The organism is Acinetobacter sp. 3657 (assembly GCF_031456775.1).
GTDB lineage: Bacteria > Pseudomonadota > Gammaproteobacteria > Pseudomonadales > Moraxellaceae > Acinetobacter.
The window spans coordinates 26,318-47,165 of sequence record NZ_JAVDVH010000001.1 but is presented as its reverse complement, the minus strand read 5'-3'; the positions used below and the strand labels follow the sequence as shown (position 1 = coordinate 47,165).

19 protein-coding genes are annotated in these 20,848 nt (G+C 41.1%); 11 read left to right on the top strand and 8 right to left on the bottom strand.

Translation table 11 applies throughout. The features are described from left to right. A complete protein-coding gene (locus J2Y37_RS00215; protein WP_349031431.1) occupies nucleotides 1-2,166 on the bottom strand; it encodes an MFS transporter in 2,166 nt (721 codons plus the stop codon). Nucleotides 2,167-2,349: 183 nt separating this feature from the next. On the opposite strand from J2Y37_RS00215, the gene J2Y37_RS00210 reads away from it, so the two are divergent. Beyond that, on the top strand, nucleotides 2,350-4,980 hold the full coding sequence (locus J2Y37_RS00210) for an ATP-binding protein (protein ID WP_349031430.1): 2,631 nt from the start codon (nucleotides 2,350-2,352) through the stop codon (nucleotides 4,978-4,980). Nucleotides 4,981-5,049: 69 nt separating this feature from the next. Here the strand turns inward: J2Y37_RS00210 and J2Y37_RS00205 are convergent, their stop codons facing one another. The 3 genes from J2Y37_RS00205 to surE form a co-directional block, all read right to left on the bottom strand. After that, the gene (locus J2Y37_RS00205; protein WP_349031429.1) at nucleotides 5,050-5,979 is read right to left on the bottom strand and encodes a LysR family transcriptional regulator; all 930 of its coding nucleotides are present in this window, start codon (nucleotides 5,977-5,979) and stop codon (nucleotides 5,050-5,052) included. A 129-nt stretch (nucleotides 5,980-6,108) separates the two neighbouring features. Next, nucleotides 6,109-6,954 carry a peptidoglycan DD-metalloendopeptidase family protein gene (locus tag J2Y37_RS00200; protein WP_349031428.1) on the bottom strand — a complete coding sequence of 282 codons (846 nt, stop codon included), beginning with the start codon at nucleotides 6,952-6,954 and terminating at the stop codon, nucleotides 6,109-6,111. A gap of 95 nt (nucleotides 6,955-7,049) precedes the next feature. Beyond that, a complete protein-coding gene (gene surE, locus J2Y37_RS00195) occupies nucleotides 7,050-7,868 on the bottom strand; it encodes a 5'/3'-nucleotidase SurE (protein ID WP_277602842.1) in 819 nt (272 codons plus the stop codon). A 107-nt stretch (nucleotides 7,869-7,975) separates the two neighbouring features. Here surE and J2Y37_RS00190 point away from each other — a divergent pair, with 107 nt between their 5' ends. After that, nucleotides 7,976-8,350, top strand: coding sequence for a hypothetical protein (locus J2Y37_RS00190; protein ID WP_349031427.1), 375 nt, complete (start codon nucleotides 7,976-7,978; stop codon nucleotides 8,348-8,350). 162 nt (nucleotides 8,351-8,512) lie between these two features. On the opposite strand, the gene J2Y37_RS00185 is transcribed toward J2Y37_RS00190, so the two are convergent. Further along, nucleotides 8,513-8,875 (bottom strand): hypothetical protein, encoded by a 363-nt coding sequence (locus tag J2Y37_RS00185; RefSeq protein ID WP_349031426.1) that lies wholly within the window; start codon nucleotides 8,873-8,875, stop codon nucleotides 8,513-8,515. A 433-nt stretch (nucleotides 8,876-9,308) separates the two neighbouring features. Here J2Y37_RS00185 and J2Y37_RS00180 point away from each other — a divergent pair, with 433 nt between their 5' ends. The 9 genes from J2Y37_RS00180 (at nucleotide 9,309) to purB (ending at nucleotide 16,270) form a co-directional block, all read left to right on the top strand. Next, nucleotides 9,309-9,701, top strand: coding sequence for a hypothetical protein (locus tag J2Y37_RS00180; RefSeq protein ID WP_005196217.1), 393 nt, complete (start codon nucleotides 9,309-9,311; stop codon nucleotides 9,699-9,701). Between the two features lie 167 nt (nucleotides 9,702-9,868). After that, on the top strand, nucleotides 9,869-11,017 hold the full coding sequence (gene dacC / locus J2Y37_RS00175; protein ID WP_005196215.1) for a D-alanyl-D-alanine carboxypeptidase PBP5/6: 1,149 nt from the start codon (nucleotides 9,869-9,871) through the stop codon (nucleotides 11,015-11,017). Between the two features lie 98 nt (nucleotides 11,018-11,115). Further along, a complete protein-coding gene (locus tag J2Y37_RS00170) occupies nucleotides 11,116-11,658 on the top strand; it encodes a gamma carbonic anhydrase family protein (RefSeq protein ID WP_349031425.1) in 543 nt (180 codons plus the stop codon). A 65-nt stretch (nucleotides 11,659-11,723) separates the two neighbouring features. Then, nucleotides 11,724-11,933, top strand: a complete 210-nt coding sequence (locus tag J2Y37_RS00165) for a hypothetical protein (RefSeq protein ID WP_349031424.1) — start codon at nucleotides 11,724-11,726, stop codon at nucleotides 11,931-11,933. Next, complete coding sequence (locus tag J2Y37_RS00160; RefSeq protein WP_349031423.1) at nucleotides 11,930-12,346, top strand: type II toxin-antitoxin system VapC family toxin; 417 nt, start codon at nucleotides 11,930-11,932, stop codon at nucleotides 12,344-12,346. The genes J2Y37_RS00165 and J2Y37_RS00160 overlap by 4 nt, the downstream gene beginning before the upstream one ends. 68 nt (nucleotides 12,347-12,414) lie before the next feature. Beyond that, on the top strand, nucleotides 12,415-12,903 hold the full coding sequence (locus J2Y37_RS00155) for an NUDIX hydrolase (RefSeq protein ID WP_349031422.1): 489 nt from the start codon (nucleotides 12,415-12,417) through the stop codon (nucleotides 12,901-12,903). Between the two features lie 4 nt (nucleotides 12,904-12,907). Continuing rightward, nucleotides 12,908-14,041, top strand: coding sequence for a tRNA 2-thiouridine(34) synthase MnmA (gene mnmA, locus J2Y37_RS00150; protein WP_349031421.1), 1,134 nt, complete (start codon nucleotides 12,908-12,910; stop codon nucleotides 14,039-14,041). Between the two features lie 18 nt (nucleotides 14,042-14,059). Continuing rightward, nucleotides 14,060-14,791 (top strand): high frequency lysogenization protein HflD, encoded by a 732-nt coding sequence (gene hflD / locus J2Y37_RS00145; protein WP_349031420.1) that lies wholly within the window; start codon nucleotides 14,060-14,062, stop codon nucleotides 14,789-14,791. Nucleotides 14,792-14,881: 90 nt separating this feature from the next. Further along, nucleotides 14,882-16,270 carry an adenylosuccinate lyase gene (gene purB, locus J2Y37_RS00140; RefSeq protein WP_349031419.1) on the top strand — a complete coding sequence of 463 codons (1,389 nt, stop codon included), beginning with the start codon at nucleotides 14,882-14,884 and terminating at the stop codon, nucleotides 16,268-16,270. Nucleotides 16,271-16,341: 71 nt separating this feature from the next. Here the strand turns inward: purB and J2Y37_RS00135 are convergent, their stop codons facing one another. The 3 genes from J2Y37_RS00135 to J2Y37_RS00125 form a co-directional block, all read right to left on the bottom strand. Further along, entirely contained in the window at nucleotides 16,342-17,535 is a 1,194-nt protein-coding gene (locus J2Y37_RS00135; RefSeq protein WP_349031418.1) for a hypothetical protein, read from the bottom strand. A 154-nt stretch (nucleotides 17,536-17,689) separates the two neighbouring features. Next, nucleotides 17,690-19,330 (bottom strand): thiamine pyrophosphate-binding protein, encoded by a 1,641-nt coding sequence (locus J2Y37_RS00130; protein WP_349031417.1) that lies wholly within the window; start codon nucleotides 19,328-19,330, stop codon nucleotides 17,690-17,692. A 40-nt stretch (nucleotides 19,331-19,370) separates the two neighbouring features. Beyond that, nucleotides 19,371-20,837, bottom strand: a complete 1,467-nt coding sequence (locus J2Y37_RS00125; RefSeq protein WP_349031416.1) for an aldehyde dehydrogenase — start codon at nucleotides 20,835-20,837, stop codon at nucleotides 19,371-19,373. Between the last annotated feature and the right edge of the window lie 11 nt (nucleotides 20,838-20,848).

Sequence of the window (20,848 nt, the reverse complement as noted above, 5' to 3'; positions counted from 1 at the left end):
TTATTCACCTGTCTGTTGTGTTGATGGTTTTTCATGCTCGCGTAACAGCTTTGCAACCCAAACCACGAGGATTAAAATTGGTACCCCAATCAAAGTCGTCATTAAAAAGAAATTCGGGTAGCCCATATTGCTGACCATCGTGCCCGAATAGCCACCCAATAATTTCGGTGTTAATGTCATTAATGAACTAAAAATAGCATATTGAACCGCAGTAAAAGAAACACTGGTTAGGCTCGATAAGAACGCAATAAATGCTGCGCCAGCCAAACCTGCAGCAAGATTATCCACCACAATCGCAAAATACAACCACAAAGAACTATACTGTTTAATGACTTTACCCTTGATTTCGACATCTTGAGTAGACTGAGGATTAATCAGTGGTAAAGGATCAATATTCACATCAATTTCATTTCCAATGCTGTGGTTAGTATTCGACTGATAACCATGCGATATAGATAATATCGACTGATCGCCATCCAACACCGTAACATCAAGTTGCTTAGATGGCGAAGAAAGCAATTGTTTCGCTTCAATCACGGTGCTAAAAACACCATTTCGATCTAGTTTTGCATCAAAGTTTTGACCATCCAAATCAACCACAATTTTTTGTGTCGCGGTTAATGGCTCACCAAAATACTGTCCTCTCACCACGATACTACCCGATTGCTCATGTAGAGTGATTTCATTATTACTAGTGATGGGCAACATCTGAATTTGTGGTTTTTGTGCATCTCCAACCAAATAAGGTTGTGAAATCGAGATCGGTTTTTCATGCACTTTATCGAGATAAGATGCAGTGACTTCAACTTTGTTCGCTTCACTCAAAACAGCGGGTGGCACTTGTAACTTCCAGAAACCCACTTCATCCGTTGGTACTTGATAAGACTGGTTGCCGACTTGGACATGAACCTGATCTAATGGTTTTCCAGATTTTACTAAGCCAATAAAAATCAAATTGGTTGAACTTGCAAGCACTGCACCGATAAACATCAACTTCATGATATTCATTCGTTGTGCCAGCAAACCACCTAAGAAACCACCAACTAAGCTAAACAAGACACCATAAACTTTAACTGCTTCAGCAATCTGCTCTTTACTAAAGTTCAAGTCTTGATAGAACACATTGGAAATTACCCCTGCGATAATGTCAGAGATTCGGAAAAAGCCGATAAGCAATAACAACACCAACGCGAGTTTCACGCCATAACGTTTAAAGAAATCTAGAATCGGCGCGACCCATGTTTCTTTCGCCATCTGTTGGTTTACAACACCCATTTTGACCAGTCCAAAACCGATCAATAAAGCACAGGCTGTGGCTGTTAAAAACCGCAAAGCTTCTAAGCCAAATAATGCTGCTGTGTCTTTAATCGCTGTTGCTTGAATCAAAGCCTGTGTAAGTTGACCAGAATAGATATAAGTCAGCACAAATGTGGCGACTGCGATAAAAAAGACAAACACCAAACGGTAATAATCTGTTTTCTTATAGTTTTTATAAATACGATTGACTAGTGGCTCACGTACGACCAGTGTGGTTACAATCCCGATCACCATGACAGCAGCCATGGTCAAATAGGTATATTTCCAAGCTTCGTAGATATAGTTGCCTTTAGCTGTACCCAAATAAGCAGCCAAGAATAAAGCACCTGCACCTGCAACGATCATCCCAATACGATAGCCTGCATTATAAGTCGATGCCAATACTGTTTGCATTTCTGTTTCAGCCAACTCAATACGATATGCATCAATCACAATATCTTGAGTTGCCGCAGAGAAGCCTAACAATACCGCACCTGCTGCCATTTGAATTAAATAGCTTTGCCCCAGTGCAGGGTCAGAAAAAGCCATAATACAAATCGCACAAATAATGAGACATTGTGCAATCAACAGCCAAGCACGGCGACGACCTAATGTTTTGGTCAAAAATGGAACTGGCAACTCATCAATCAATGGCGCCCAAACAAATTTAAATGAGTAGCCCAATGCCGCCCAACTAAAAAACGTCACCGCAGTTTTATCAATACCAGCCTCTCCTAGCCATAAAGATAAGCTAGAAAAAATTAAAAGGATCGGTATACCTGCTGAAAAACCAAGAAAAAACATAATCAGCGCACGGCGATCTAAAAATGCTTTAAATGCAGCCGCCCAACCAGAGGCTTGAGTCGTCATTGCTTATTATTTTCCAAAATGTTCAAATGTGCCTATTCAATCGTTTCTTGCCTCAGCTTGCAAGTTGCTTTATGCAATCATTGTTTTGTTTTGTCGATAAAAAACACAAGTTCGCTTGATCTTTAGACCCAAAACTGTATACCTTTAATTACTTAACTTTCGTTTCTTTGTTGGATAGCAATAGTGACCCAAAAACTCGACCAAATGACTGCAACAACTTTATCTCTAACACCAACAAACACGATTAAAGCAAATACCAATATTTTTCCAAATGCTTTTGAACAACCCGATATACAACCAACACTGATAAATACAGCTTTGCGCGCTGACCAACTAACGCATATTCCAGATTTAGCCAAAATCCCAAGCTCTACTAAACGCATAAAACCGCTAAATAACTTTTTAGGTCAAGATCGTGCGCGTGCTTCAGTTGAGGCTGGGATTTCACTCCCTTATTCGGGTTATAACATTTTTGCAGTGGGAACAGCTGGACTGGGTAAACGTACCATGATTAAACGTTTACTACAGCAACACGCCAAAACCATGCCGACTCCTGATGATTGGGTCTATGTTAATAATTTCAAAAACCCAAGACAGCCGCTTGCTTTGCGTTTTCCTGCAGGTCAAGGTACAAAGTTCCAAAATGCACTACAACAAGCATGGCAAATCAGCTTAAAGCAATTGGAACGTCGCTTTAGCGCAGAGAGTTATCACAATCGTATTGAGCGCATTCGCCAAGACACAGGCGAAGTACAACAACAGGCATTGGTTGAACTCACCAAAGAAGGTGAAGAACTGGATTTAAAGCTCATTTCTCGTAATGACAAACATGTCTTTATTCCGATGTTACTCAAAAATGATGAATATCACGAGTTAACACAAGATGACCTAAATACGCTCACCAGCCAAGAACGAGCGGATATCAAATCAAATCTCCGCTATATGGAGAAAAAACTAGAACGTTTAGGTCTACACTTAGGCGATTTAGAGGATGACGCACGGGATCAAGTTTCGACCTTAAATCGAGACATTGCAGCGCAAGTAGTAATGCCAAGGATCAACCAGATTCTAAGCCGACATAAAGAGGTCGAACATCTCGAACAATACTTAAAACAATATGCTGATGACATTATTAATAATGTTGAGCTTATTTTAGAACAAGAGGAAGATGATTTTACCCCTGCTTTATTCAATCGCGTGCCTGCGCGCTATCAAGCAAATGTAATTACATCAAACAAGCCAAACAGTGGTGCGCCTGTCATTTTTGAAGACTTCCCAACCCATTACAATTTATTGGGTCATGTCGAACAGTTAACCCATAATGGCACTATTACCACAGATTTCACTTTGATCCGTCCTGGTTCATTGCATCGCGCCAATGGTGGTTTTCTATTACTCGAAGCTGAGCATTTACTTGAACAACCGTACGCATGGCAAGGTTTAAAACGTGCCTTAAAATCAGGAAAACTCAAGCTTTCGTCTTTGGAACACATGCTGACTTTAACAGGTAGCATTTCGATTGAACCCGCGGCAGTTCCTTTAGATATTAAAGTGGTTTTACTGGCAGAACCTGAAATTTATTATGAAATTTTAGAAATAGAGCCTGAGCTTGGTAGTGTCTTTAAGATTCGTGCTGACTTCACAGATACATTACAACGTAATGACAGTAACGAACAGGCTTACATGCAATTGATCGCCGACTATGTTCAAGCAGATAAGCTATTGCCCTTTGATCGTTCTGCGTTGGCCGCATTGTTGACAGACTCTAGTCGCCAAGCTGAAGATCAAAGCTCCTTGTCATTACATGCTTCAACACTTGGTGATCTCATTCGAGAAGCCCATCACCATGCTTTTAAAGCGGATGACAAGCTAGTCACCAATCATCACGTCAATCAAGCCCTGCATCATCGCCAATATCGCTTGGGCTATCTCCGTGAGCTGTACTGGCAGGATTTATCGCGTGGCACGCAATTGATCGAAACCTCAGGACATCGTCTAGGTCAAATCAATGCCCTCTCCGTGATTCACTACGCTGATGTTGAATTTGGCTTGCCTTCTCGCCTCACTGCTTCAGTTTACCAAGGTGGCGGCGATATTCTAGATATTGAACGTAGCGTAGAGTTAGGTGGCTCACTTCATGCCAAAGGTGTGTTGCTAATGTCTAGTTTCCTCAAAGCACATTTTGGGCGTGAGCAAATTCTACATTTCTCTGCGGCACTCGCTTTTGAACAAAGCTATGGACAAGTCGATGGTGACAGTGCCACCGTTGCGGAATTGTCAGCTTTAATCTCGGCGATCTGCCAGATCCCAATTGATCAATCTTGGGCAATTACAGGGTCGATGAACCAACTTGGTCAAGTTCAACCCATTGGTGGTGTCAATGCCAAAATTGAAGGTTTCTATGATGCATGTAAGTTGCAAGGTCTAACTGGCAAACAAGGGGTGATTATTCCACGCCAAAATATGCAACATCTGATGCTACGTCAAGACGTAAGTGAGGCTGTTCAAGCGGGTCAATTCCATGTACATGCGATTGATACCATTGATCAAGCCTTAGAGATCTTAATGGCGCGCCCAGTGGGGACATTAGACAAGAAAGGAAGATATAGTAAAAACTCCATCTATGCTGCCGTAATGGAACAACTGGAATATTGGCAAGCGATCGAAGATGGTGATGCCGTTGAGGATGAAACACCAAAGAAAAAGAAAAAGCGGAAAAAAAGCAAGAAAGACACCAGTACAACTAAAGCATCTGAGGAGGTTTTAGCCGAGACTAAAACACTCAAACCCTTCACTAAAAAGCGACGTAAATAAAGAAAAAGCCATGTTCCCTTGAGGAGCATGGCTTTTTTTAAATCTCGAAGCTATGAAATTTCAATCGCCTTAAGCAACACCCTGTAAGGAACGTCCACCGGGTAGTTGAGCAAAATACTGTTTAAGTGCATCAATACAACGATGTACTTTTACTGGATATTGTTCACGTTTGGATGTGAGTGCTTGTAAGGTATAAACAGGCAGTTGCCAATCTGGTAAGATTTCAACCAACGAACCGCTGATCAGTTCTTTTTGAACATCCATATATAAAATACGCGCGATCCCAAGCCCCTGTTGACACAGTGATTTCGCTACAAAAACATTATTTGTGCCCAAACGTGTTTTCATATCAACATTCACGACATCACCACTTAAACCATGACGAAATGAAAAGTGCTGAACGTTTTGCATCAAAGTAATGGGCAATAATTCATGATGACATAAATCTTGCGGATGAGTAATTGAGGGTGCTTGGTTCAAATAGCTAGGCGATGCAACTAAAACCTGATCGACACGCGCTAAAGGAACAATCGTTAGTTGGGGATCATCAACTTTTAAACTCATACGTATCGCAATATCAATACGTTCTTCAATCAAATCAATATAGCGATGGTCTGCTTCAAAATGAACAGCTAGACCCTTATGCGCTGACATCCAATGAGAAAGTGCTGGAACGACATGTAATGCACCTAGCTCAGGCGTAGTTGCAATACGTAAATCGCCGACCAAATCATCACGCAACTCATTGATTCTAATTTTGCCACGCTCAGCCGCAGCCAACATTTCTTGGCAACTAAAAAAGAATGCCTGTCCAGCCTCTGTAAGACTGAGTTTTCTTGTTGAGCGATGAAGTAATGTGACATCCATTTCTTGTTCTAATGAACGAATTTGTTGACTGACCGCACTTGTTGTTATTCCTAAATCCCGGGCGGCTCCGCTAAAAGAGCTTTTTTCTACAACGCAAGCAAAAACCCCCATTGCACGCAATTGATCTAACATAAACTTCCCTCTCAATTTATTAATATGCTTATTGTTCTAATAAAAGCAAACATAATAAGTATACAGAGAAGTCTATTGTTAGACTAGAGATTATTAACAATTTGTTGAGGGTTTGTTTACGTTATGAAACTAGTTAGGGAGTACTGTTGTTGGGTTAACTGGCTTACCATCCAACCGTACTTGGAACTCCAACATGACACGTGATGCCCCTGAAGAACCCATCTCTGCAATTTTTTGTCCAGCAGTCACATTGTCGCCGCTCTTGACCAACATTTTGCTGTTGTGCGCGTAGGCAGTAATATAACCATCAACATGTTTAACCAAGACCAAATTGCCATATTCTTTCAAGCCATCCGCAGCATAGACCACTTGACCATTTGCAGCAGCAAAGATTGGATCACCTACATTGCCACCGTAACGTGTGCCTTTTACATTACTTGCCAAATTAAAAGTTTGAATAATTGGACCATTTGATGGTTTAACCCAACGTAAGCCAGAGGCTAAAGTAGATGGCGGGTTGACAGGCACGACTGGAACAACAGGTCGTTGGGTCGGTGGTGTAACTGTTTGGGTTGGTGGACTAACAGGTCGTTGGGTCGGTAAATTGACACTTTGACGCTGAATCGGAGCTGTTTGCGCCATCGCTTGCGTCGATGTAGTCCGCTGCGCAGCTGAACCTTTCAAGCGCAATGATTGGTTGACATAAATTCGATATGGCGGCGCAATATCATTGAGCGCAGCAATATCTAAATAATTCATGCCATAACGATTTGCGATACCACTCAAAGTATCACCAGAGCGAACAGTATAATAGTTGGGTGCGTGTGTATAACTTGCACCACCGCTCACCTGTGGTTTAGATGCACAACCTGTTACAACAGCCGCTGTTGCAACCGCCATAGACAATACGATTGTTTTGATCATTTTTTGTGAATGAAAAATCGAGACATGGTTTAAGTGCATCTTCGCCCTCATCGAAAAATCCTTAATCTATTTGCGCCTTAGAGTACCAAAAAAGTGAGAAAAAACGAGCATTCACGCACGATCTTCACAAAGTTATAACATTCAAGTTATTTACCATTCACATGATTATGCAAATTATCTAACACTGTGTAATTGGTTGCATCCATTTGAATAGGTGTGACACTGACATATCCACTTGAAACAGCAAAGAAGTCTGACTGAATCTGACTCGAAGCTTGTTGAGGATCAGTTACTGCCTCACCGGCTAGACCGATCCAATAAACTTGACGCCCCCGTGGGTCAACATGACTACTAATCGGTTTTGACTGCGCTCTGCGTCCCTGATAAGTAATTTGAGTGCCCTTGATCTGTTTAACATCAGGAATATTAATATTGAAAATATGACGTGGCGGTAAAATTGGCAAGCCTTGAGCAATAAAATCATGCACCCACTGTGCTGCTTGTGCATATTGTTGAGGGTGGTCGTATGCGCGTACATTTGCTCCTGCTAATGAAACTGCAATAGCAGGATGTTTCATTAAGCGCCCTTCAAACGCTGCGCCCACAGTGCCTGAATATAAAACATCATCACCCAAATTCGCTCCATTATTGATACCACTGACCACCAGATCAAATTCGAAATCAAAAAGCCCATTGGTGGATAAATAAACACAATCTGCAGGTGTGCCATTCACCGCCCAAACATCTTCGGAAATCTGAATAGGACGTAAAGGACGATCTAAGGTCAATGCACTTGAGTAACCACTCCGCTCACTTTCAGGGGCAACCACAACAACTCGACCTAAAGGTTTTAATGCTAAAGCCAAAGCTTGGAGCCCAGGTGCGAATACACCATCATCATTTGCAATTAAAATATTCACTAAAATCCAGTCTCTCTCATTCGCGCTTGCTGCTACTTCAACCATGTATTGATAGCATGTCAATAGCCCGTCTACTACACAGTTTTTTCAATTGAATTATTCATTGAATTATATATATTTATTACTTCATAGTATTAGAAATTTATACAATCATGAGACATTTATCTAAATTTATTCGAGTTTTTGGGGTTGCTTTCTCACTTTTAACAGCGCAAGCAATTTATGCAAATGAAGCGGTTTCAGTTCAAGAAGCAAATGCATTGATCAAAGATGATATCGCCAATGCGCAAGTGCTGATCGAAATGTGTCCAAAATTGATCGGTAAAAATGCCCAGTTCGACCAGAACATTAAAACCATCATAGCGTCTTACTTAAGTGGCTATTCAGACAAATCAGCTTCACTTGAAAGCTTGCAGCAAGATGCCGAGTTCAAAGATTTGTTAAAAGATGCACGAGAAGCGACAAAAGAAGTTGACCGAGCTGAGCAAAAGACAGTGTGCCAAGAAGTCGTAGATTTTGAATCGTAATAGAATCGTCTATTTGTGGTTTTAAATATTAAACTTCTTTCATACATGCATACATCCCTTTTATTTCACCTCATAGGAGAAATAAAAGGGCAAATAATGATGATAGAGGTCGATTTAAAACCACATTTAGTTCAACTCTGGCAACTTAAAAATACAATGAAATTACCAAGCATCTGGCTCACGAACCATATGAATAATGTTGGCTGGATTTGTAATCCATCCCCCTCGGAACCCTTCTGGCAATGGTTCAATTGCATCGCAACGAACAACACCAGCATCACTAAGATATTTAGCGGCCTTAGTAAAATCATCCGTAAATAGTTCTAGCCAAATCTCGGCTTGGCTCATCTCTGGCGCGATATCAATCCACAATTTGACTGGACCGAATTCGAAGCCTACGTCCGCTCCCTTTTCTGTAATTTGCTTTAGACCGATAACATCACGATAAAAAGCAACAGTCGCTTCGAATTGATGTGGTGGTAACTTCAGCGCGATGTCAATCCCGCCCTCAAATTTGGTCGTCATATCCTGCTCCTTATCAAGTAGCACTCCTGTGATCCCTAACAGGCTTGCGTAGCTACTAGACTCAAAGTCTGCTGCTGTGAAAAACGAAGCTTGCGCAGAGTGACCACAACGCCACATATTTATTATTTAGATTGCTCATCTGCTGAAACATTCTGAAAAGTTAGTCTCATCAGACGTTATATTTTGATTGTTTTTTAATCATGTCGTAGAATAAATCGCAAGTCAAGCCAAGACCAAAAGCAACTCAACCTAGCGATTAAACTCTTTAATTTTCGAAGATGAATCAATTATTAAAGTGCCGCAGCGGTTTAACACACCGAGTCTTTAAAACCACATTTCCTCCACTTTCCCTACAGCAAATATACAATTTTATTTTTCTTCTATGCTATAAGTTATTCAAATTGTTTAAGTCTTAATTTGAGTTTGGTTTGTTATGAAGAAAAATGTTTTTAAAACACTAGGTTTATCATTGCTTATTGCCTCAAGTGCTTTAACACCAGTTGCATATGCAGCAAATGCAAAACATGAGTCAGAAAACATTGAAGTGACTCCTATGTCGCAAACAACAACGCAAGAAGAGTTAGCTGCAATTTATGTGCTTTCTGAAATTTGTCCAAGTTTAATTGACGAAGATAAGAAGTTTACACAAGGCTACGAACGCTTGGTCAAAGAATATTTACCAAAAGAATCTAAAGCCGTTGACGCCCTAAATAAACGTGCAAAAGCAAAAGATTTCCAAAAATTCCTCGTCGAAGCGCGTAAAGATGCCAAAGCTGCCGCGGATGAAAAGAATCGTCAAATTTGCGAAGATGTTCGAAATTATTAATTCAAAATAACCGCATCAACGTATCAGGTATGAGCAAATAAAAGTCCCCGATATGTATTAGTTACAATACTGTATGAAAAAGCCGACTTCCCCCATAGAAGTCGGCTTTGCTTTATCCTAAAATGCTAGGCTCATCCGTACCATACAAGATATTGGAACCACCTAGAATGACTAGAAAAAGCGCTATTGCTGCATTACTACTTTTGCCAAGCTTTTCATATGCAGCAACTGTCCTATCTGCTCCACCAGAATTAAATAATAAATCCTATGTATTAATGGATTATGAAACAGGTCAGATCCTCGCTGCAAAAAATGAAAATGAAAAACTTGCACCTGCCTCGATGACCAAGATGATGACCAGTTTCATCATTGAACAAAAATTACTTCAAGGCAAACTGACCGAAGAAGAACAGGTCCGCATGAACGAATCGGCATGGTGTCGTGGAAGTAGTGCTGAGTCATGTATGTATGTCCCATTAAATGGTTCTGCAACTGTGCTTGAAATGCTGCGTGGCATCATTGTTCAATCTGGTAATGATGCATCAAAAGCAATGGCTGAACATATCGCGGGCAATGAAGGTACATTTGCTCATATGATGAACCAAGAAGCTAAACGTCTTGGCATGACCAATACCAACTTTATCAACTCAACAGGTATGCCTGCTGAAGGTCATTACTCGACTGCAAAAGATATGGCGATCTTGGCGCAACATATCATTAAGGATAGCTCAAAATACTATCCGATTTATTCAGAAAAAGAGTTTACCTATAACGGTATTAAACAAGGTAACCGTAATGCGCTGCTTTACACTGACCCAAGTGTAGATGGTTTAAAAACAGGTCATACCAATGAAGCAGGATTCTGTTTAACCACCTCAAGTAAACGTGGTCCAATGCGCTTGATTTCAGTGATCTTCGGCACACCAAGCATGAACGAACGTGCCAATCAAACGCGTGCGCTCCTTTCTTGGGGCTTTGCAAACTTTGAAACTGCAAATGTGCAGCCTGCTAACCAAGCCATTGCCAAAGCAAAAGTTTGGTTTGGTAAAGAAGATGACGTTCAAATTGGCTTAGCTGAAAACTTCAATGTCACCATGCCAAAAGGACAAGCTGATAAAATCAAAACTCAGCTCGTGGTACAACCACAACTCAATGCACCTCTGGCTCAAGGTCAAGTCATTGGAAAGTTGGTTGCTAGCCTTGATGGTAAAGTGATTGCTGAAAAACCACTTGTTGCGTTAAAACCGATCGAAGAAGCAGGTTTCTTTGCACGTATGATTGATCATATTAAATTATTCTTTGGTAACTTATTCTAAATCCTGATTTTTTAAATAAGCGAATTAAGCACTCTGACTATTTAGTTTGAGTGCTTTTTTATTTTATAATTCCGCTATCTTTTATGTTGACACCCCTTATGACCAAGAACATTCGCGCTTATTTAGACCAAACACCTGATATTGATTCAAGCTGTTATATTGATGACATGTCTGTCGTGATTGGTGATGTCAAATTAGCTGAGAATGTTTCAGTATGGCCATTTGCCGTGATTCGTGGCGATGTGAACTCGATTCAGATTGGCAAAAACAGTAATGTGCAAGATCATTGTATGTTGCATGTCAGCCATAAAAATCAATCTAAACCAAATGGTTCGCCTTTAGTGATTGGTGAGGATGTGACTGTTGGGCATCATGTGACTTTACATGGTTGTACCATTGGTAATCGTATCTTAATCGGAATTAATACCGTTGTTTTGGATGACGTGATTATTGAAGATGACGTGATGATCGGTGCTGGTAGTTTAGTTCCACCCCGTAAAGTCTTAAAAAGCGGTTATTTGTATGTCGGTAGCCCAGTACAGCAAGTCCGCCCTCTCACAGATAAAGAGAAAGCATTTTTACCTTATTCGGCGCAGAATTATGTAAAAGTGAAGAATGATTATAAAGATGCAACTCACTAATAAAAGAGACTATGTTATGATCAAATAATCAACGATTCTTATAAAAAATAAACGTGAGGTGTACCATGACATCTTTAACCATTCATTTACCTGATGAATTAGTTAAAAAAGCAGAACAAGCGGGCTTACTTGAATCTGAGGAATTAGCAAAATTATTAGAGCAAGCACTACAAGCAAAAAATGAAAATAGATCAAATACGGGTTTTGGCATGCTCAAATCGAATAAAAACCCTGTTCCTGTAGATTTTGATGTTGCGAGTCTATTATCAAAATGATTGGCTTAGATACTAATATTCTTGCCCGCTACTACATAGAAGATCAATCAGATAATGAAGCGCAGAAGCAGCGATTACTGGCAAAAGACATCATTGAATCGACTGAACAACTATACGTTGCAAAAACAGTATTATTAGAGTTTGAATGGGTAATGCGTGGATTTTATCAATTTAATCGTCAACAAATTTCCAGTGTGTTTGAACATGTATCGACTTTAAGCCACATCAAAGTTGAAGATGAAGTAAATATAAAGCAAGCCTTACAATATTATGAAAAAGGTCTGGACTTTGCTGATGCTATACATTTAGTAAGTTATTCGGCTTGTGAAAAAATCTATTCATTTGACGATAAAAAATTCTCACGAAAAGCAGCAAAACTTGAAATTCAACCTGAAATCATTGTGCCCAAATGAAAAACTTCACCATAGCCAAAAAGCCCCAAATTTTGTAGAATACGTTTTTTAAAATCATGGTGCTTTCTATGACCGCTTGGACACCTCATGTCACAGTCGCCACTGTAGTCGAAAAAGACGGACGCTTTCTGTTTGTCGAAGAACACAGCGAGGGCTATGTACATACCGTGTTTAATCAACCTGCTGGTCATGTTGAATGTGATGAAACCATTATCCAAGCAGCAATTCGTGAGACCTTAGAAGAAACAGGTCATCATGTTGAAGTTGATCACTTACTCGGTATTTATACCTATACGCCACCGATGTTTCCTGATCGTACCTATTACCGTTTTTGCTTCTTGGCACATGTCACTTCAGTTGAAGAAAATGCGGAACTCGATACAGGCATCGTTGCTGCGGTATGGATGAATGTAGATGAACTACAAGAATCAGCACGTGCGCGTAGCCCATTGGTTTTAAAAGCTGTTCAAGATGCCCTCGCTGGCAAAAAATATCCTTTATCGCTTATTTATGAGCACCCTTTCTCTCCCTCATTAACCCCTCATTTGGATGCTTAATCCTATGCAACAACGTGTCATCGTCGGTATGTCTGGTGGTGTAGATTCCTCTGTTTCTGCCGCGCTTTTACTTCAACAAGGATATCAAGTTGAAGGTCTTTTCATGAAGAATTGGGAAGAAGATGATGGTACGGAATATTGCACAGCACTAGAAGACTTGGCTGATGCTCAAGCCGTTGCAGAGAAGATTGGGATCAAACTACATACCGCGAACTTTGCGATGGAGTATTGGGATCGTGTGTTTGAGCACTTCTTAGCAGAATATGCGGCTGGACGTACGCCTAACCCAGATATTCTCTGTAATAAAGAAATTAAATTCCGTGCTTTCCTCGATCACGCGATGACTCTTGGCGCAGATTTTATTGCAACTGGTCACTATGCGCGTCGCGGTGCAACGATGCAAAACTCACGTGGTGAAACGTATGCGCCGTTATTACGTGGTGTAGATAATAATAAAGATCAGACCTATTTCCTCCATGCAGTTCATGGTCGTGAAATTAATAAAACCTTGTTCCCTGTCGGTGAAATTGAAAAACCTCAGGTACGCAAAATCGCAGAAGAACTAGATCTCGCTACAGCCAAGAAAAAAGATTCAACAGGGATCTGTTTTATTGGTGAGCGTCGTTTTAGTGATTTCTTAAAACAATACCTCCCTGCTCAAGCTGGAAAAATTGTTTTAGACAATGGTAAAGAAGTTGGTGAACATCACGGCTTAATGTACTATACGCTGGGTCAGCGCGGTGGTATCGGGATTGGTGGTATGAAGGGTGCACAAGAAGGTGCATGGTTCGTATTACACAAAGATATTGCCAATAATCGACTGGTGATTGGACAGGGACACGAACATCCACTCATGCAAAGTACACAACTTTGGAGTGAGTCGATTGATTGGGTTGCTGGCGAACAGGAAATTCCGAGCACAGGTTTCCGATGTACTGCTAAAACGCGTTATCGTCAGTCGGATCAAGCATGTACAATTTACCGCGATGAACAGACAGAAAAAGGAATTCGTGTTGAATTTGATGAACCACAAAGAGCCGTTACCCCTGGGCAAAGTGTGGTGTTTTATTCAGGAGAGGTCTGCTTAGGCGGTGGTGTTATTCACCATACCAATGCACCTCAGCCAGATTTTATTTAAGGACATTGGAAGCGAAGCATGGCGGAGTTCCCCTTTCAGCCCACTCAAGCGTTGAATGTTAGACAAAACCGTGCTTTGGCATTGGCAGCTGTCTTTCAGGCAACTCAGCTTACGCATATGACGGCGATGGCAGGTCAACAAAGTATTGGTGACAGTGGTAATTTCTATTTAGAACTACTGATCAAAGCCAGTTTAAATATTCGTCCCGCCAGTAATAGTGCAACGCAGACCTTAGATTTTTTTAATCAACTCGCTGATATTTCATTGGGCTTAAAAACCCTAGAAGGCTGTATTACCCAGCCTTTTAATACCGCGCCTAAATCAAGAATTCCTAAACTGGGCACTGCCAAACTTCCAATGTCTTATGCAATGGCGCTATTGCAGTTAGAAAAGAAAGTTTATAGCAACCCAGAATATGTAAAAATCATCGAAAAAGCACAACAAAAAATCTTAAAACAGTTGTCTTTTTTCGATAATAACTATTTACACCCAAGTATTATTGCCAGTTTAGCGCAAACTTATGTTGAAACTGCGGGTCAAATTAATCCACGCATTTTAGTCCGTGGCAATGCTGAAGCCTTCAAAGATATGAACCATACCAATCGCATTCGAGCTTGCCTGTTTACGGGCATCCAGCTTGCACACTTATGGCGACAACTCGGTGGTAGTTCATGGGGTATGATTTTTAGCAAACGTAAATTATTGCACGATATTCAAGCTCTCGCTCGTTTGCAGTATCAGGTGGTTTAAACCGATGCTACAACGAATTTATTTTTATGCCTTTTATGTACCCTCTCTAAATCTCTCCCACAAGGAGAGACTTAAATTTAAGGAATCTGTATGAATGCTTTAACCGCACTCTCACCACTTGATGGACGTTATGCAAGCAAATGCGATGCACTACGCCCTTTTTTGTCTGAGTTTGGTTTAATCCACGCTCGTGTCACAGTTGAAGTGCGTTGGTTACAAGCACTGGCAAATCGTGCAGAAATCATCGAAGTTCCAGCATTCTCTGCTGAAACCAATTCCGCTTTAGATGCAATTGTTGCAGACTTCTCTGAGCAAGATGCCAACCGCATTAAAGAGATCGAACGCACCACCAATCACGATGTAAAAGCAGTTGAATATTTCCTTAAAGAAAAAATTGCCAACATTGATGAATTAAAAAATGCAGGTGAATTTATTCACTTTGCATGTACGTCAGAAGACATCAACAACTTATCTCATGCATTGATGCTTAAAAATGGTCGTGAAGTTTTAGTTACAAGCATGAAGCAAATTTTGAATGCAATTTCTGCTCTAGCAACAACACACGCTGAACAACCAATGTTGTCTCGTACTCATGGTCAAACTGCTAGCCCTACTACGTTGGGTAAAGAAATGGCAAACGTTGCCTATCGTTTAGCACGTCAAATCAAGCAATTTGAAAATGTTGAATTATTAGGCAAAATCAATGGTGCTGTAGGTAACTACAATGCTCACCTTTCTGCTTATCCAGAAATTGACTGGGCAGCGCATGCACAAGCATTCGTTGAGTCTTTAGGTTTAGCATTTAACCCATACACCACGCAAATTGAGCCACATGACTATATGGCTGAATTGTTTGATGCATTACGTCGTTATAACACCATCTTGATCGACTTTAACCGTGACGTTTGGGGTTATATCTCGCTTGGTTACTTCAAACAAAAGTTAAAAGATGGCGAAGTGGGTTCTTCAACGATGCCACATAAAGTGAATCCAATTGACTTTGAAAACTCTGAAGGTAACTTAGGTATTGCCAATGCAGTATTGGGTCACCTCGGTGAAAAGCTTCCTGTTTCTCGTTGGCAGCGTGACTTAACTGACTCAACTGTACTCCGCAATATGGGTGTTGGTTTTGCACAAAGCTTGATTGCTTTTGATGCATGCCTAAAAGGCGTTGGTAAACTTGAGCTGAATGCACAGCGTATTAATGAAGATCTAGACCAAGCGCAAGAAGTGCTTGCCGAGCCAATTCAAACCGTTATGCGTCGTTATAACGTTGAAAAACCATACGAAAAATTAAAAGCATTAACCCGTGGTCAAGCAATGACACGTGATATGATGGTGAACTTCGTGAATGGTGATGAACTGTTACAAGTACCAGCAGATGAGCGCGCGCGTTTAGCAGAGCTTACACCTGCTACATATACAGGTAATGCTGCTGAACAAGCAAAACAAATCAATGATTTGATCAGCAAAATTTAAGTTTTTCAGAAAAATTAAAAAGCAAAGCCTCGGCTTTGCTTTTTTTATTTGTGATCAAAATTTATGAAGACTTAAAAACTAAATCCAATATTCAAATTAATACGATAGAGCCACTTGTCACTATTTGGAGAGACAGTTGAAGTAAAGCCTGTGGCATTGGTTGCACCACCAATGATATTGGCGTTTTTGCCCCATGTGTAGTCAGTCCATACCATAAACGGCGAAGCAATAAACATCATGCCTGTTGTATTCATTTGCGAATCAGACCAATCATCCCTTTTTTTGTCTAAGTAACTATAATCATTGTAAAAACGGATCGCTTTGAGTTTCCCCATGTCTTGCACAGGCAAAGTATAAGCAAGGTTTAAACTGGCAATCGTTCCTTCAGAAGCAATAAAGTAGGCGGGTGTAAACCCATTCGCGCCCATCAAGGTCATATCGCTATTTACACCGTCAGGATTTTTCGCATCATACTGATAATGAATCACTGAACTTTGTAAATTGAAGCGTTTGTAGTTGTTGTTACTATGCAGCCCCACTGCATAATACTTACCATTGTCATCGGTAATTTTATTGTGCAACTGAGCAATCGCCCCTGTTACGCCAAACTCTTGTTTACCGAATTCCGTCTCTAATTTGCGTACAATCCGTGTATTCACCTGATGACGTTTTTCATTTTGATAGGCTTGCTGTGTTGGAAACGCATTTTCAGCCAAATCATCATAAGTGGCACTTTCAGGTGAGTATCGTAAATTGGTTGCGAGCATTTCAGGATAATAGCCGAGCTTCATATCCCAGTCTTTATTCTGAAAATTCCAATTCAAGCCGGGTGCGATATTATTTCCATATCCCAAGAAAAATGGAATGTGGTAAGTCCAACCATTTTGTGGATAAGGATAAATTGCAAAAGGCTTATAGACCAAACCAGCCTCGATGCTGTGATTCTCATTGAGGTTATAACCGACATAGGCTTTCTCAATTGAGCGTTTTCCTTGATCTTGGAAAAGATAACTCGCATTAAAATAGGCGTCGTCAAATTTACCTTTCAGATCAATTCTGAAAATATCAAAATAGAGTTTGCCAAAGCCACCGTTTGGCCCTTCCCAATTTTCATAGCGTTGATTGAGTCGAACCACGCCACCCAATTTGACAGAATCCGTTCCGTCTTCACTTTTCCATTCTAATGCTGAGCTTTGTGCAAATACATTGGTGGTCGTACCCAAAGTCAATGCAGCAAACATCGCAATAATAAATGTCTTATTCATATCATATTCCTTCGCTTTTGTTCCAACGATCCTGTTGGCCTGTTTTTGTTTTACCTGTAAAACATAGTTTTCAACCCATTGTAGGCAAAAAAATTTGCCTACAACTTATCTCGACATTCGGAAACACCTCCCAATGACCCGATGCCCAAACGGATTAGTACAATTTTTTCTGTGGTGGTCCAGCAAAGTTAAGTGGGCCAATCGAGTTCATATCGAGTTCAATGACCGTTGGTCCTTGGAATGCAACGGCTTCTTGAATCACGGCTTTAAACTCATCAGCACTATCGACTTTCCAACTTTTCACCCCCATCGCCTCACCTAGAACTTTGTAGTCAGGTGTATGTAATTCGTTGAAATATTGACGACCACCAAAGTAATTTTTTTGGATGCCGCGCATCACCCCATAACCACCATCATTCATGATCATGAGCACCATATTGGTATTTTCTTGCGCCATCGTGGCAATTTCACCAATCCCTAACATCAGACCGCCATCACCGACTAAACCAATCACTTTCTTGTCTGGATTGGCAATTGAGGCACCAATTGCGGTTGCTAAACCTAAACCAATTGCGCCTGCTAAAGAGTGAATATTTTGGTTTGGTGCTTGTACTGGGAATAAACGGCTGCCCCATGTACTACCTGACATGGTGATATCACGAACAAAGATGCCGTCTTGTGGCAGTGCTGCACGAAGGTGATCACAGATCAACGCATATTGGTCAAGCTGTGTACGTAAAGCATTGATTGCTGCCTGTTTCGCATCAACAACTGCTGCATCATAATCAGCATCGACTTTTGATACACCTTGTAAGCCAGTCAATACTCGTTGCAATACATCGTTGGCATCGCCACAGATAAAGTTGCGAATTTTGTAATTACGCTGTTGCGCCACTGGGTTGGCATCGACCTGAATAATATTTTCAGGGAACTGCACTGAATAGGTTTTGGTTTCGTTACTGCGTAAGCGAGACCCGACTACAATTAATAAATCAGCATCTTTTAAAAGTTGTTCAACGCCTGCTGAGTTATGGAATGCACCTAGGCTACGCGGATGATCATCTGCCAATACACCACGCGCATGGGTTGAAGACACCACTGGAATACCCAAGTCAGCAATCGCTTTGACTTCATCGACACTATTCAGCGTACCACCCCCAATCCAGAAAATTGGACGTTTGGCTTTCCTGATTTCATCAATAATTAAATCAACTTCAACTTGATCTGCTTGAGGCAATTCGAGAGCTTTAACTGGACCTAGATTCAGTGGTAAATCGATTTCTGCTGCTTGTACATCAATTGGTAGCTCAACACTGACTGGCCCCATTGGCACTGTAGTCGCTACACGAATCGCTTCACGAATGACCCCAACCGCATTGTCAGGGCTAGTAATACGAAAAGCAGCTTTGCTCGATGCACGTAAGAAAGTCAGTTGATCTTTGGTTTCATGAATAAAACTTGCATCACGATCTAAATATTCACGTTCAACTTGACCAGTTAAATGCAACACTGGACTGCCTGCATTCATCGCTTCAATCAATGAACCCACCGCATTTCCTGCACCCGCACCTGTACTGGTTAAAGCGACACCCAAACCTTTAAAGCGTGAATGACCATCTGCCATCGTCACTGCACCTGCTTCACCACGTGCTGCCACGAAACGGATTTTTTCACGACGACCGACTGCATCAGCAATGGGTAAGTTATGAATCGAGATCACGCCATAAATACTATCCACTTGATGTGCTTCTAAAACACGCGCGATGGCTTCGCCTACATTTACACGTTCTGTCATTGGTTTATTCCTCAAAAAAACTATTCATTCCATGAATTTATTAATCACACCAAGGATTTGGCTGCTCGCTCAATCCCATATAAATACTTTTTTGCTGCATGTAAGATAAAATGCCTAAACGTCCTTTTTCACGTCCGATACCACTTTCTTTAAAGCCACCAAATGGCGCAGAAATAGAGAATTTTTTATAGGTATTAATCCAAACTGTACCGACTTCTAAAGCACGGGCAATTTGCCAAGCCTTGCGGTAATTTTCAGTCCAAATCCCTGCTGCCAAACCAAAACAACTGTCATTGGCTTGAGCAATCAGATCAGCTTCATCGTCATATTTCATCACGACTAGCACAGGACCAAAAATTTCTTCCTGACAAGTTTGTGCTGAATTATTGAGACCTGTGATAATAGTCGGTAAATAAAAACTACCCTTTGCCAACTCACCATCAGTCAATGCATGACCACCAACAAGGACTTGCCCCCCTTCTTTTTTAGCCAATTGAACATAAGCATCCACCGAAGCTAAGTGTTTTGGATTAATCAAAGAACCGAGATGCACACCTGCTGTTTCAGGATGTCCGACTCGCAAGCCTTTGGTAATTTCAACCAAACGATTTAGGAATTGCTCATAAATACTGCTATGCACAAACAGGCGAGCGCCTGCAATACACGCCTGTCCCGCTGAACTAAAAATCCCATAAGCCACACCTTTCGCAGCGAGTTCAATATCCGCATCTGGCATCACGATCGTTGGTGATTTGCCGCCAAGTTCTAAAGACGTTGTAATCAACTTGTCTGCGGCAATATGTGCCAAATGGCGACCTGTACTCGTTCCACCTGTAAATGAAATTTTGCGTACCAATGGATGCTTCGCAATCGCATCACCAATCACCGAACCACGCCCGACAAGCACACTCAATAAACCTTTAGGTAAACCCGCTTCTTCAAAGATTTTTGCTAATTCCAATGCGATCAAAGAAGTCACTTCTGCGGGTTTTAAAATCACAGCATTTCCGCCCGCAATGGCTGGTGCAAGCTTTTGTACTTCACTGGCAATCGGTGAGTTCCATGGCGTAATCGCTGCTACAACGCCCACAGGTTCATGCACACTCATGGTCATGAAATCTGCTGCACGTTGCGTGGTCAATTCATCATTCATCGTTTCACAAGCTGCTGCCACATAACGCGCTGTTGCAGCTGCACTCATGGTCAAGGCACGTGTTTCCGCCAGTGGCTTTCCATTATCACGTGTTTGTAGTTTAGAAAGTTCATCAACACGCGCTTCGATAATGTCTGCTACCTTATATAAAATACGGGCACGTTCATGCGGTAGGCTATTGCGCCATTCAGCTTTACGCCATGCCAGATCCGCTTTCTCTATCGCTTCATTGACATCTTCCAAACTCGCGGTTGAAATCTCAGCATTCACAGACTGATCTGCTGGAAACAAACTTTGAATCGTACCACCTTTGCCTAATCGCCATTCACCTGCGATATAAATTTCTTTTATCATGATCAAATCCT